The following is a 13,725-nucleotide window of genomic DNA, read 5'->3' as shown; positions in this document are numbered from 1 at the left end:
AGCCAGCTGGCCGAGGATCCGGATTCGCCCGCCATCGTGATGATTACGCACCACGTGGAGGAGATCCCGCCCGGCTTTACGCACGGCATGCTGCTGGATGAAGGCGGAGTAGTGGCGCAGGGGGTGCTGGAGGACGTGATGACCTCCGAGCACCTAACCAAGGCCTTCCACCAGCCAATTAGCGTAACCCAGGACGACGGACGGTGGTTCGCCCGCCGCACCCGACGAGGCGGATCCCACCGCAGCAGGAGGAGCGCCCGATGAACATGCTTGGCCCCGTGGAGCCCCGCCATGCCTCCACCGTGATCCTGCTGCGCGATACGCTCTCCGGCCCGGAGGTCTACGTGCAAGAGCGTGCGTCCACCATGTCCTTTTGCGCGGAGATGACCGTGTTTCCCGGCGGTGGAGTGGATGCCCGCGATATGCCCGGCGACGTGGATCAGGACGGACACAATTCCCCCGGCCTGCAGTGGCAAGGCCCTAACCTGCAGTGGTGGAGCCAGCGCCTGCTGAAGGATCCCGCGATGGCACGCGCGTTGGTGTGTGCTGCGGTGCGGGAGACGTTCGAGGAGTCCGGAACGTTGCTGGCCGGCACACCCGACGGCAAGGTCGTGGCGGATACCGCTGTGTTCCAGCAGGAGCGCAAGCAGCTGGAGAACCACCAGCTGTCCTTCTCTGACTTCATGGATGCCAATGATCTGGTGCTGCGCGCGGACCTGCTGCGCCCCTGGGCCAACTGGGTGACCCCCAAGGAGCAGCCTATCCGCTACGACACGGCATTCTTTGTGGCCCAGCTGCCCCAGGGACAAATCACCACCGGAGACACCCGCGAGGCCACCTCCACCGGATGGTTCCGCCCCGCCACACTGCTGGACGGATGGCGCAGCCGGAAGATCAACCTCATGCCACCCACCTGGGCGCAGCTCAAGCTGCTGGATACCTTCCGCACGGTGGAGGAGATCATGGAGTTCAGCGCGAACCTCTCCGTTGACCCCGTGTTGGAGGAGCCCGTGGACGAGCCCTACATGGCCGAGTACTACCTCATGGAAACCAAGATGTTCGGAACCCCGCGCAGGCACTTCGCGCCGGGCATGAAATTCGCGGTGGACCCAGCGGATCTGCCGGAGCATCCCTTCAAGAGCCTTCCTGGCTCCTACCTGCAGTAGGCCATGCCGTATTCCTTAGACGAGCTGGACTTTCTGCGCAGTCACCCCGAGGCAGTGGCGGACGCGGAACAGTTGGAGCTGAGCAAGAAGACCGAGCTGGCGAACGTGACCAGCCTGCGCAACCATTACGGAGAGAACGCCCGGGGGTTGGTGGAACTGGTGAAGGCGAGGCGTGTGGCGTCGAAAAAGATCGACGGGGGAGCAGAGTGGCTGCTCGATGGCCCCAGCGCGCAGCAAGCCACGCCCAGCGCGGTGGCTCAGGTGCGCGTGAAGCACCTGCAGCAGATGGGCGCGTGCCGGGTGGCGGACGTGACGTGTTCCGTGGGCACCGAGCTGGCGCATCTACAGCGCGCCGGGATCGATGCCGTGGGCGCGGACCTGGACATGGTGCGGCTGCGGATGGCACGGGCCAACGTGCCGGGTGTGCCGGTGGTGTGCGCGGATGCTCTGCGTCCGGTGATCGATGCGGACGTTGTGGTGGCGGATCCGGCGCGTCGAGGCAGTTCGGGGCGGATTCACAACATCAATCAGCTGATGCCGCCGCTGCCCGAGCTGGTTCAAGCGCATCGCGGGCGAGAGCTGGCGGTCAAGTGCGCGCCGGGCATCGACTTCGCGGACGTGGCGGATTGGGCCGGGCAGATCGACGTGGTCAGCGTGGACGGCGACGTCAAAGAATCCTGCGTGTATACCCCGGGGCTGTCGGTGGGGAACGTGCGCCGAGCGGTGGTGCTTCGTGGCGCGGAGGAGCTGACGTTGACCTCCGCGATGCCCGATGACGTGGGTGATGGGCCCGCTGGTTCCTTTATTTTCGACGCCGACGGTGCGATAGTCCGCGCGGGACTTGTTCGGCACGTGGCCTACAAGCACGGCCTGTGGCAGCTGGATCCGCGGATCGCCTACCTGACGGGTGATGCCGTGCCCGCGGGGCTGACGGGGCTACGTGCGTTCGAGGTGGTAGAGCAGGTGCAGCTGAAAAAGTTGAAGGCTGCTCTGCACGGGTTGGGGGCCACCAGCGTGGAGATTTTGGTGCGCGGTGTGGACGTGGATCCGGACCAGTTGCGCAAGAAACTCAAGCTCAAAAGTGGGGCAGGACCGAAGCAAGCGTGGTCCGTGGTGATCACCCGGGTGGGATCTAACGCCATGGCCTATGTGTGCCGACCTGTGGATTAGCTGGCGATTATAAAAATATTGCTACTATTGTGGTGGCGGTTACTTAAACATCTATATAGTGGATTGGGAAAAATAAACCCAAGCAGGAAAGGCCAACGAATGTCGAACATCGTTGTTCTCGTCAAGCAGGTGCCGGACACTTACTCCGAGCGCAAGCTCACCGACGATGACTTCACCCTGGATCGTGACAATGCAGATGCGGTTCTGGATGAAATCAATGAAAACGCCGTGGAAGCAGCCCTCCAGCTGAAGGAAGCAGATAGCTCCCGCAACGTTATCGTTTTGTCCGTCGGCCCATCTCGCGCCACCGAGGCCGTGCGCAAGGCACTGTCTCTCGGCGCTGATGAAGGCATCCTCGTCACCGACGATGCTTTCGCAGGCTCCGACGTTCTGGGCACCGCATGGACCCTGTCCAACGCCCTGAACCAGATCGATGACATCGAGCTCATCATCGCCGGTAATGCATCCACCGATGGTGGCGCCGGTTCCATCCCTGGCCTGCTCTCCGAGTACCGCCAGATCCCTGCCCTGACCCACATGCAGACCCTCAACGTTGAGGGTGGCAAGGTCACCGGCGAGCGCGTTACCGACGAAGGCAAGTTCGGACTGGAAGCTCCACTGCCAGCCATCGTCTCCGTGACGGAGAAGGCCAACACCCCTCGCTTCGCAGCGTTCAAGGGCATCATGGCTGCAAAGAAGAAGAAGATCCAGGAGCTGTCCCTCGCCGACATCGGCGTGGACGCTGCAAACGTGGGCTTGGCAAACGCGGCAACCTCCGTGTCCGCCAACAACCCGAAGCCACCAAAGTCCGCCGGTGAGATCATCACCGACGAAGGCGATGGCGGCAAGAAGCTCGTCGAGTTCCTGGTCAAGGAAAAGCTGGTCTAGGCCAGTTCACCCCAAGTACACATTCGAAATAGGAGAGGTAAACCTCATGACCAACGTTTTGGTTCTGGTAGACCATGTCGAGGGTGAGCTGAAGAACACCACCCTCGAGCTGATCACCGCAGCTCGTGCTTTCGGCACCGTCGGTGCTGTTGTAGTGGGCAACCCTGGTACCACCGAGAAGCTGCAGTCCGCTCTGGCTGAGGCTGGCGCAGAGACCATCTACGCAGCTGAGTCCGACAATGCAGATTCCCTGCTGGTCACCCCATCCGTGGACGCACTGTCCGCCCTGGCTGCTCACCTGCAGGTTCCTGCACTGGTGACCGCCACCGCCACCGGCAACGAGATCGCTGGTCGTACCGGCGCTCGCGTTGCTTCCGGCGTGATCTACGATGCTTCCTCCGTGGACGCAGACCGCAACGCGCAGGTCAGCATCTTCGGTGGTTCCTACAACGTGACCACCTCCGCTGGTGGCGCATCCCCAATCTTCACCCTGCGCCCAGGCGCTGTGGACCCAGAGCCACAGGCTGCTGCAGGAACCGTGCAGGCTGTGGAGCTGCCAGGCGCAGGCCCAACCGCCGTCACCATCACCTCCTTCTCCCCAGCTGAGGGCGGCGACCGCCCAGAGCTGACCGAGGCGAAGATCGTGGTTTCCGGTGGCCGTGGTGTTGCAGGTGCCGAAGGCTTCGAGACCACCGTCGAGCCTCTGGCCGACGTACTCGGTGCTGCAGTTGGCGCTTCCCGTGCCGCTGTGGATGCCGACTACTACCCAGGCAAGTTCCAGGTTGGACAGACCGGTTCCACCGTGTCTCCAAACCTGTACATCGCACTGGGCATCTCCGGTGCTATCCAGCACAAGGCTGGTATGCAGACCTCGAAGACCATCGTCGCTGTGAACAAGGACGAAGAGGCTTCCATCTTCGAGATCGCCGACTTCGGTGTGGTTGGCGACCTGTTCAAGGTTGCCCCACAGGCTACCGAGGAGCTCAAGGGCCGTAAGTAAGCCCTAGCCTTCTTAAAACTGGAAACCCGCCCTTTGGGGCGGGTTTTTCGTACTCTTAGTAAGTACGAATTTCAGATTGAGCGAGGTAAAGATGACTACTGACACCGAGAAGCTACTGCAAAGCCTGGAGCTAGTTCCCAAAGACAACTTCACAAAGTATGGAGGCGGTTGGGAAGGTCGCATTTCTGTTGCGTTGATTGATGCTGTTTTCAGCATGGGCGCGCGTTATGAGACCGCTAATGGCAAAGGCGTTGGTCCACGAGTCGTTGCACTTAGCAACGGGTGGATGGAAAACGAAACTGATCCTTCAAACAATCTCGTACGTCTGTTGGAATTGGGAGAAGAGCCTATCCGAGCAGAGATGGGTGAAGGCAAAGTTGTGCCGGGGCATAATGACGAGCGCTTTAAATCCATAGCTGTTTTGGAAGCTGCGCAGAACTTTGTCGATCTAGGAATTGTTAGTGCTGAAGACCTTGAGGCATTTCGTACTAGTAGCGAGGACAACGGCAACAAGTTGATGTCTGCCTATACCGGACCTGTGGGCCTGGGCAAAGTGACTTTCGAATATTTCCTGATGTTGCTGGGAGTCCCCGGGGTTAAGGCGGATCGCATGATCAACCGCTTCGTGGAGCGTTCACTTGGAACCGATAAGGGGGCCCGTGAGCAGATCATTGCCGCTCACGAAGAATGGCTCAAGCAGGACGGCAATACCGCCTCGCTGATCGAGTTCGAGCATGCTATCTGGCGCTATGAGAGCGAACGTATTCATCCAAATACGGAAGAGTAAACCGAACCGCGCCAAACCCGGCGCTTTCGATCAAGTCCCGATTGATCAGGCGTTGTCGTCGGGCTGAAATACCGTTCGGCGAAGTGCCTAGCGCACGGGCGATCTCCGCGGTCGGCACGTCATCCTCACCGTAATTGGCCATGGCCTGCAGGAACGCGATCTCCCCGTCGGGCACCTGGGTGAGGGCGGGGCGGTGAACTTGGCTCATCATGCGCTTGATGGCGTCCGCCTCGATGGTCTGAACATGATGGTCGGTGATGGTGTCCGCTTCGTCCAACGATGCCTGCGCCCACGCCAGCGACCCAACCACCTGGATCAAGTATGGGTAGCCCTTGCACAGCGCCGTCGCGCGTGCGAGACCTGCAGGTTCGATGGTCTTGCCGCCGTCGGTGATGGTGGTGTGCAGCGTCTCAGAAACGTCGTCATCGGCCACCGCGTGCAGGTCAATGCGCGTTGCTCGGCGCATGAAGGTGGTGCCTTCGTGTTGCAGTAATTGTTCGACACCATGCGGCAGACCAGCGCACGCAATAGCTATCTCGTACTCGTCTCGGATCAGGTCCTGCACCGCGGTGGCTAGTTCATGCAGAGGCTCTGGTTGGGCGGCTTGGAGCTCGTCCAAGGTGATGAGTATTCCGGTGCTGTGTTCCGCGAGTTCGCGAAGTCTGGTGATCAGAGTGGGCGCGGACTCCAGGAACTTGGGATTGTCTGACGTGCGAATACCGCCAACGCCCGCGATGCTGCCGCCGGATATCGTCCGCTCCTTTTGTGGATCCAGGGTGGAGATGGTCTGGGGGATGGTGGTGCTGACTAGTTCTTCGATCATGTTGGAGCGCGGGTAGCTGCGCAGCGTGATCCATCCCTGTGCAGCTGCGGTATCTTCGAGCTCATTGAGCAGCACCGTTTTGCCCACGCCACGAACGCCGCTGAGCAGAAGTGCGCGGTTGGGGGAGCCGGGGCCTTCCATGAGGCTCAGCTGGAAGTCCCGCAAAAGTTCTCCGCGACCTGCGAGGAAGTAGGGTGAGGCGCCGAAGCTGGGGCGGAAGGGGTTACGCATGCCCCTCACTCTAGTAGAGATTTGATAGATCTTCGTGGGCGGAGTAGATCTGATAGATCTTCGAGCGGTTGAGCGATTCTGTAGATCCCCCGACTAAGGTGGCAACCGTGAACCGTCTGTACGTAGATAATGCCGCATCCCAGCCACTGCGCCCCGAGGCTCTGGAGGCCATGAACGCCATGGCTGCCCAAGGCAATCCCGCAGGCCAATACGCAACGGGACGTGCCGCGCGCAGCCACCTCGAAGATGCTCGCGAGCAGATCGCCGAGCTGCTCGGCGCCGATGCCGCGGAGGTTATCTTCACTGGATCCGGCACGGAGGCCAACAACATTGCCGTGCAGGGCCTAGCGTTTGGATCCAAGGCGCAACGCGGTGCGTCGGTGATTGCAAGCGCGAATATCGAACATCCCGCTGTCATGGAATCCGTCTCTTGGATATGCGACGGGCCCATCGATTTCGGATTCACACAGCAGCGATTGCCGGTGGATGCCGACGGCCGCGTCCAGCTACCCGGAGAGCTGGATCCGCAAGAGATTGCCTTGCTGACGTGCATGTGGGCCAATAATGAGACCGGAAATATCCAACCCGTTCAGCAGTTCGCAGACCACGGTATCCCTTTTCACACGGATGCCGTGCAAGCTGTTGGCCACCTGCTCATCGATTTCCACGAGCTCGGCGCGGCAACCCTCGCCGCCAGCGCACACAAGTTTGGCGGGCCGAAGTCCCTCGGTATTCTGCTGGCCCGCCGCGACGCCAAGATTCTCAGTCCAGTCCGCGGAGGAGGTCAGGAGCGCAAGCTGCGTTCGGGCACAGTCAACGTGCAGGGAGCGGTGGGAGCTGCGGCAGCGTTGGCGTCGGCATTTAAGAACATGGAGGAAGAAAACAAGAAGATGGCCGCAGCACGCGACCTCGTGCGCACCACGGCCGAAAGCATTCCCGACGTACGGATCTGGACCAACGAGCCCGCCCTGCCTGGCCACCTGCACATGAGCTTCCCCGGCGCGGAGGGCGATAGCCTGATCATGCTTCTGGACGCGGCTGGCGTGGATGCGTCCACCGGGTCGGCGTGCAGCGCGGGGGTGAATCGGGCGTCGCATGTGCTCACAGCAATGGGCGTTGACGTGGATGTGGCGCGCGGGGCGCTGCGCCTGACTTTCGGTCCACACGTGACCCAACAAGAGGCTGCTGAGCTGGCGGAAAAGCTGCCGCGCATCGTGGAGCAAGCCAGGTTGGCCGGTATGGCATCGGGGGCGTAGGGTGCCTCGTATGCGAGTTGTAGCAGCGATGAGTGGCGGGGTTGATTCCGCCGTAGCAGCGGCCCGAGCCTTGGAAGAGGGCCACGAGGTGATCGGCGTGCACTTGGCGCTGTCCCAAAGCCCTGAGGCGGTGCGTGCCGGTTCCCGCGGTTGCTGCAGCCTCGAAGATTCTGCAGATGCCCGCCGCGTGGCCGATAAGCTGGGCATTCCCTTCTACGTGTGGGACTTCTCCGACCGTTTCAAGGCCGACGTGATTGATGATTTCGTGGATTCCTACGCCATCGGCGAGACCCCGAATCCCTGCCTGCGCTGCAACGAGAAGATCAAGTTTGAAGCGTTGCTGGATCGCTCCATCGCGCTGGGTTTCGATGCGGTGGTCACCGGGCATTATGCGCGTCTGGATGGCGGGGTGATGCGTCGTGGGATCGACGCCAACAAGGATCAGTCCTACGTTCTCGGCGTGCTCACTGACGAGCAGCTGGAGCACTGCATGTTCCCCGTGGGCGACACGATCAAGCCAGAAATCCGAGAAGAGGCCAAGGACGCTGGGTTCGGGGTGGCCTCCAAGCCGGATTCTCACGACATCTGCTTCATTCCGGACGGACGCACGCAAGCGTTCCTCGGTAACAAGATCGGCCTGCGACCAGGGCTTATGAAGGACGCATCCGGGGAAACCGTGGCGGAGCACGAGGGCGTGTACGGATTCACCATCGGGCAGCGCAAGGGCTTGGGCCTGCCGCGCGAAGGGCTGGATGGGCAGCCGCGCTTCGTTACGGACATTAACGCGGCCACCGGCACGGTGACGGTTGGACGGCGCGAAGACCTGCAGGTCCGTGAGATTGTGGCGGATCGCCTCAAGCGTCTGCACCCGGCCAAGCACGGCCGCGAGTTCGAGTGTGACGTGCAGGTGCGCGCCCACGGTGGTGTGGTGCCCGCGATAGCTCGGCTGGTGGCTGACCCGGAACCAGTCACGGCAGCCGGCCGCGAGAAGAGCGAAGACGAAGCCCCATGGCGCATGGAGCTGGAGCTGCTGGAACCGTTGGAGGGCGTGGCCCGCGGACAGGCAGCTGTGGTTTACCAACGCGATCCCGAGGGAGACATCCTGCTGGGCTCCGGAACCATCCGCGCCACGGCATGATCCGCTACGGCTGGTGGGAGGATACCGTCACCACCCACACTGACCTGCGGGCTGCCTATGCCAGCGCGCTGACACGCACAGTGGACGTGGATGAAGACATCGGTGTGGCTCCGGCTCTATCGTTGCCGCGGGTCAGTGGTGGCGTCGGAAAACAATTGGCCGCAACCACCGCAGCGATGGCGCAGATTCCGCTGCACACCACCCCGCGTGGGTGGGAGTTATCTGCGCACCCGAGCTTGGAATCGCGGCGGACGGCCGGGTACCTGCGGGAGCAGTGGGACCTGGCGGAGGAAATCCTGCCCGGGCGCGTGGAGCGCGTGCTGGTGCACGTGTTGGGGCCGTGGAGTTTGGGCGCGCAGGTGGAGTACCGCGGGCATTCCGTGATTGCGGACCGGCCGGCGTTTAAGGATATGGCGCTGACTTTGGGCGACGCTGTGCACGAGTACTGCGAGCGCCTGAGCAGGGCCGTTAGCGCGGAAGTGGCGGTTCGGGTTCACGAGCCGGAGGTCAACAATGTGCTGGAGGGCCTGCCAGGGGCTACGCAGTTTCACCAGCTGGATCCGGTGGATCGGGAAATTGTGGAGGCGGTGTGGCGTCGGTTCGATGAGCAGGTTGAGGTGGACGTGTTGCTTTCTCATTCCGACGTCAGCCTCCATTCCTTGCAGGACAGTGCCATCAAGGATGCCGTGGGCGCTCGGCTGGGGGAGGGCAAGCGGCTCGGCGTGAGGGTGCCATCCGGGATGAGCTCTGACGAGCTGGCGAAGTCCATGATGAGCTTGTGGAAGCAGTGGACTTTGCCCGCCGAGCAGCTGCCGGAGCTGGTGAACTTCGTGGTTCCGGAGGCTGTCCGCACGCCTGCAGAAGCGAGTACCTTGGCTGCTATAGCACGACATGCAGCGGCGAAGCTCTGGAGGAACTGATGGCTTTCTACTATGACGGTGATTGCGGATTCTGTCAGTGGTCCGCGCGCAAGCTCACTGGCTTAGCCGATGTGGAGGTCAAACCTGCGCGCCTCGACGACTTTGCTGTCTACGAGAACGGGGATTCCAAGGAGCTTGGCCACAAGGCCATTGGTGCTGTGCTCAAGCAGCACGGGCGGGCTAGATGGTCTCGTGCGGCCGGTACCGTGTTGCTGTTCCGCCCGCTATCCCCGCTGTTCGCCGGTGCGTACCGATTGGTGGCCATCAACCGACACAAGCTGGGGCCTCTGGTGGGCGAGGAATCCTGCGCCATTCGCTAGGCTGGTGCCAATGAACCCCTTGGCTTCATTCATCGACAAGTTTCAGACCGGCCCCATCAAGCAGCGTCGACGTCACCGCACCTTGACCGCGACCGCCTTGGCCATCGCCGCAAACGCGGGCATCGGGATCGTCGCCACCGATCCGAATTCTACGTGGTACCGGAGCCTAATAAAGCCGGCCATCCAGCCGCCGAATTGGGTGTTTCCGCTGGTATGGAACCCCATTTTCCTGGCCACCGGGCATGTTGTGGGGCATAGCCTCGCTGACCTTGAGGAGCGCGAAGGCAAGGCACAGCACTTCACCGAGCTCAAGGAATCTTTCGGCGCGAACATTGCACTGAACGCGGGGTGGAGCTTGCTCTTCTTCCGCGGCCATGCACCGTTTTTATCCACCATCGAGTCCGCATTGCTCTTCGGCTCGACCATGGACCTGATGCTGCGCAGCCGCCAGGTGGAGCCTACCCGCGCCTTGGCGCTGGGACCCTATGTGGCGTGGACGGGCTTCGCGACCGTCCTCACTGGGTCCATCTGGTGGCTTAATCGGCCGGAATTCCTTCGGCGAGCAGCTTCTTAAAGCCTTCCTCATCTAGCACCGTCACGCCGAGATCGCGGGCCTTGGTGAGTTTTGAGCCAGCCTTTTCGCCCGCCACTAGGTAGTCCGTGTTCTTCGAAACACTTCCCGATGCCTTCCCGCCGCGCTCCTCAATCGCTTCCTTGGCTTGAGTGCGGTCGAACGCTTCCAGTGAGCCCGTCACCACGATGGTCAAACCTTCTAGGGAGGGGAGATCAGCGGAAGAGTCGGCGTCGGGAACAAACATCTGAACCCCAGCCTCCTCCCATCGATCAACGATCTCCTGGTGCCAATCGACGGTGAACCAATCTGCCACGGATTGGGCGATGATCGGGCCCACGCCCTCGATGCCGGACATGTCCTCGGCGGAGGCGTTGCGGATAGCCTCGATGGAACCGAAGTGCCTGGCCAGGGCTTTTGCTGCGGTGGGACCTGCGTGGCGTATGGATAGTGCTACGATGATGCGCCACAGGTCGACGGTCTTGGCAGCCTCGAGCTTCTCCAGCAGCGTCTCGCCGGACTTGTTGAGGTTGCCAGCCTTGGTGGAGTACGCGGAGGTGCGCTCGAGGTCTTCGCGGGTGAGGCTGAACAGGCGTGATTCGTCGGTGAGCACCCCTGAGTGGATGAGGTCGTACGCGGCCTTTTCTCCCAGCGCATCAATATCGAAAGCGCCACGTCCGGCGAGGTAAGTCAGGCGAGTGTGTAGCTGACCAGGGCAGAAGCGGGTGTTGGGGCAGCGCCAGTCTGCGTCGTCCTCTTTGGTGGGGGCCAGCGAGGTGCCGCATTCTGGGCAGATGCTGGAGAAGACGAACTCCAGTTCGGAGCCGTCGCGGGCATCCTCCACGGGGCCCAGGACTTCCGGGATGACCTCGCCCGCTTTGCGGATCATGATGGTATCGCCCAAGCGGATTCCCTTGCGGTGGGCCTCCGTGGGGTTGTGCAGCGTGGCCATGGACACCGTGGAGCCAGCGACGTACTTGGGCTCCATCACGGCATACGGCGTGGCGCGACCGGTGCGACCGATGCCGATGCGGATATTGCGCAGGGTGGTCATCGCCTCTTCGGGCGGGTACTTGTAGGCAATCGCCCAGCGTGGAGCGCGGCTAGTGGTACCGAGTTCGAGCTGCTCGTCCAGCGAGTCCACCTTGATGACGAGCCCGTCCATCTCATGGGCGGCGTCGTGGCGGTGCTCGCCCCAGTACGTGACCTGGTCAACGACTTCCTTCGCCGTGTGAACTTGCTTGGTATACGGGCTGACAGGCAGACCCCAGGACTCGATGGCTTTGTACGCCTCGTGCTGGCTGGAGACGTTGAAACCTTCGCGCGCGCCGATGCCATGGCAGATCAATCGCAGTGGGCGCTTGGCAGTATCTTCGGGATTCTTCTGGCGCATCGCACCCGCCGCAGCGTTGCGGGGGTTGGCGAACATCTTGAGGCCCTCGGCCTGGCGCTGGGCGTTCATCGTGGCAAAATCCTCGACCGTGATGAATACCTCGCCACGGATTTCCACGAGTTCGGGGAAGTCGCCACTGAGCTGGTCGGGGATGTCTTTGAGGGTGCGGGCGTTGTGGGTGATGTCTTCGCCGGTGGTGCCATCGCCGCGGGTCAGTGCGAGCTCGAGCTTTCCGTTGACGTAGAGCAGGTTGATGGAGGCGCCGTCGATCTTTAGCTCGGTGAGATACGTTTTCGCCGGGGTTCGGTCGAGCCAACCCTGCAGCGACTCCTTGTCGAAGACGTTGTCCAGGCTGAGCATGCGCTCGCGGTGGTCGACGTTGCGGAACGGGCTGGATTCCGGCGGGGCAGGGGCAACCTCCTCGGTGGGGCTGGTGCCCGTGATAGCTTCGGGGTGCTCTTCTTCTAGCTGCTTGAGCTGGCGCAGCAGAGCGTCGAAGTCCTCGTCGGTGATCGTGGGGTCACCGTAGTAGTAGCGGTCGCGGTGCGTGCGCAGTTCGTCCGCCAACTGCTGCCACTGTTCTGCGTAGTTAGTCACCTTTCTGAGTCTATCCGCAGCTGAATACTCGCTGGAGCTTGGAGGGGAGTGGGCCGTATTTGTCTTCGTACGCGGCGGCGAGAGCATCGATGACCTGGGAAGGTGATGTCTCGTCTGCCTTCGCATCCAACTTTGCTGCCATCCGGGCAGCACCAGCTACCCGAGAATTCCACTCCTCATTGATGACCCGCTGCTGGTTGTAATCCGCGAGTACCTTGGTGCGGCGAACCGCTCGGTGTTCAAAGGTTTCGCGTTGCAGCACGCCGCCTGGCTCGGTAACGACCGTGTGTCCATCGCCGTGCGACGTCCACTCTTCCGTACCGTCCCGGCGGAGCGTGACATCCCATTGACCAGCCGTTTTAAGCCGGTGGTGGGTGCGACAAAGGCAGTGAAGATTGTCGGTTGAGGTAACGGACTCCCAGCGCTGCACGTGGTCGAGGTCGCAGCGCTCCGCGGGGACGTCACAGCCGGGGAAGCGGCAGTGGCCGTCGCGTCCCATAACCGACGCCCGGATGCCCAGCGTGGGTTGGTATCCCTCGCATCGTGCCCAGCCAGGCGCGAAAACGTGGGTGACCCGACGCATCCAGTCTTGGGAGATAAGCGGGTGCAGCCAGTGACCAGCTATTTGAATCTGTCCGTCTTCGCTGTCTGCTGAGCGGTAGATGTTGAGCGTGATCTCCGGGCGGGACTCTCCGCGTAGCAATCGCATAAAGGCTGCGCCACGGTCGCAAAACTGCTCGCGGCAGACGTAGTCCAGCATGAGGGTCACCTCGTGCGCTTCGGCCTTGTTGAGACGAAGGATGAAATCCGTGACCGTGTCCTTGCGGGCATCGACGTGCAGAAGCGGATCTCGCTCATCCGGAGGTGGAGGTGGCGAATCCTTCTCCTCCTTAGGGCGCGCAGGTGGGCAACGTTTGTCCATGATCCGCTCGCAAATTGCACGCAAGCGGCGGCCGGTGGGGACGGACTGCTGAGGTTTCTTCGGCGCGATTTCCTTGAGTAGGTCCTCTTCAACCGTAGAAACGAGCTCGTCAGGCACGGCTTCGAGATACTCGGCTAGCCGCCGCACGGAGTCAAAGCACATGTGCCCATCAGACAGATGCTGGGCGAGGAGGGGAAAGCGGGTGAGCATGAGGCTGGCGTCGACAAAATACATGGCGACTGTTTCCGTCAGACCCATGCGGACGGCGAGACGGGAGCGCACGTCATCGACACATTCTTCCCAATCGGGAAGGCAGCTTGAGGCGATGGCGAGGTCGAGTATGTTGCGTTGGATGGTGGCGAGGCTGAGTGGATCGGTGGCGTCGCAGACGCGCCACGACGGTTGGTCTGTGTTCACGAGTCCCCCGAGGACGTGATGTGGTGGTGAATGAGGTGTTGAAAAACAGAGTATTCACGCGCGAGACAAGTCCTGAAAATCCCCCGCTAAATTAGAGCGCATGTTCGATTATAGCGCATAGAGAGG

Annotated in this window: 13 protein-coding genes; 10 read left to right on the top strand and 3 right to left on the bottom strand. The window is 61.8% G+C overall.

Annotation, left to right across the window (positions count from 1 at the left end; genetic code table 11):
• The first annotated feature begins 260 nt into the window (after nt 1-260).
• From CS919_RS00720 to CS919_RS00700, 5 genes are all read left to right on the top strand, one after another.
• Nucleotides 261-1,166, top strand: coding sequence for an NUDIX hydrolase (locus tag CS919_RS00720; protein ID WP_099297265.1), 906 nt, complete (start codon nt 261-263; stop codon nt 1,164-1,166).
• Nucleotides 1,167-1,169: 3 nt separating this feature from the next.
• Nucleotides 1,170-2,336: a class I SAM-dependent methyltransferase gene (locus CS919_RS00715; RefSeq protein WP_099297263.1), complete on the top strand. Its 1,167-nt coding sequence runs from the start codon at nt 1,170-1,172 to the stop codon at nt 2,334-2,336.
• A 99-nt stretch (nt 2,337-2,435) separates the two neighbouring features.
• Nucleotides 2,436-3,224, top strand: coding sequence for an electron transfer flavoprotein subunit beta/FixA family protein (locus CS919_RS00710; protein WP_099297262.1), 789 nt, complete (start codon nt 2,436-2,438; stop codon nt 3,222-3,224).
• A gap of 46 nt (nt 3,225-3,270) precedes the next feature.
• Nucleotides 3,271-4,224, top strand: a complete 954-nt coding sequence (locus tag CS919_RS00705) for an electron transfer flavoprotein subunit alpha/FixB family protein (protein WP_099297261.1) — start codon at nt 3,271-3,273, stop codon at nt 4,222-4,224.
• A gap of 91 nt (nt 4,225-4,315) precedes the next feature.
• Entirely contained in the window at nt 4,316-5,011 is a 696-nt protein-coding gene (locus CS919_RS00700; RefSeq protein WP_099297259.1) for a DUF8548 family protein, read from the top strand.
• On the opposite strand, the gene CS919_RS00695 is transcribed toward CS919_RS00700, so the two are convergent.
• Nucleotides 4,962-6,065 (bottom strand): ATP-binding protein, encoded by a 1,104-nt coding sequence (locus CS919_RS00695; RefSeq protein ID WP_200818312.1) that lies wholly within the window; start codon nt 6,063-6,065, stop codon nt 4,962-4,964. The genes CS919_RS00700 and CS919_RS00695 overlap by 50 nt on opposite strands.
• A gap of 98 nt (nt 6,066-6,163) precedes the next feature.
• Between CS919_RS00695 and CS919_RS00690 the strand changes: the two genes are divergently transcribed.
• The 5 genes from CS919_RS00690 to CS919_RS00675 are packed head-to-tail and all read left to right on the top strand — an operon-like array spanning nt 6,164 to nt 10,273.
• The gene (locus tag CS919_RS00690; RefSeq protein ID WP_099297257.1) at nt 6,164-7,321 is read left to right on the top strand and encodes a cysteine desulfurase family protein; all 1,158 of its coding nucleotides are present in this window, start codon (nt 6,164-6,166) and stop codon (nt 7,319-7,321) included.
• 10 nt (nt 7,322-7,331) lie between these two features.
• Nucleotides 7,332-8,459 (top strand): tRNA 2-thiouridine(34) synthase MnmA, encoded by a 1,128-nt coding sequence (gene mnmA / locus CS919_RS00685; RefSeq protein WP_099297255.1) that lies wholly within the window; start codon nt 7,332-7,334, stop codon nt 8,457-8,459.
• Nucleotides 8,456-9,379, top strand: a complete 924-nt coding sequence (locus tag CS919_RS00680) for a uroporphyrinogen decarboxylase/cobalamine-independent methonine synthase family protein (RefSeq protein ID WP_099297254.1) — start codon at nt 8,456-8,458, stop codon at nt 9,377-9,379. Before mnmA ends, CS919_RS00680 begins: the two co-directional genes overlap by 4 nt.
• On the top strand, nt 9,379-9,699 hold the full coding sequence (locus CS919_RS10690) for a thiol-disulfide oxidoreductase DCC family protein (protein ID WP_159460935.1): 321 nt from the start codon (nt 9,379-9,381) through the stop codon (nt 9,697-9,699). The genes CS919_RS00680 and CS919_RS10690 overlap by 1 nt, the downstream gene beginning before the upstream one ends.
• Nucleotides 9,700-9,709: 10 nt before the next feature.
• Nucleotides 9,710-10,273 carry a TspO/MBR family protein gene (locus tag CS919_RS00675; RefSeq protein ID WP_159460934.1) on the top strand — a complete coding sequence of 188 codons (564 nt, stop codon included), beginning with the start codon at nt 9,710-9,712 and terminating at the stop codon, nt 10,271-10,273.
• On the opposite strand, the gene ligA is transcribed toward CS919_RS00675, so the two are convergent.
• Complete coding sequence (gene ligA / locus CS919_RS00670) at nt 10,236-12,347, bottom strand: NAD-dependent DNA ligase LigA (protein ID WP_099297251.1); 2,112 nt, start codon at nt 12,345-12,347, stop codon at nt 10,236-10,238. The genes CS919_RS00675 and ligA overlap by 38 nt on opposite strands.
• Nucleotides 12,271-13,599, bottom strand: a complete 1,329-nt coding sequence (locus CS919_RS00665; RefSeq protein ID WP_099297250.1) for an HNH endonuclease signature motif containing protein — start codon at nt 13,597-13,599, stop codon at nt 12,271-12,273. The genes ligA and CS919_RS00665 overlap by 77 nt, the downstream gene beginning before the upstream one ends.
• Between the last annotated feature and the right edge of the window lie 126 nt (nt 13,600-13,725).

It is taken from the genome of Corynebacterium dentalis, assembly GCF_900232865.1.
GTDB lineage: Bacteria > Actinomycetota > Actinomycetes > Mycobacteriales > Mycobacteriaceae > Corynebacterium > Corynebacterium dentalis.
Note: the sequence above shows the minus strand (reverse complement) of the source record. Positions and strands in the feature narration are given on the sequence as shown.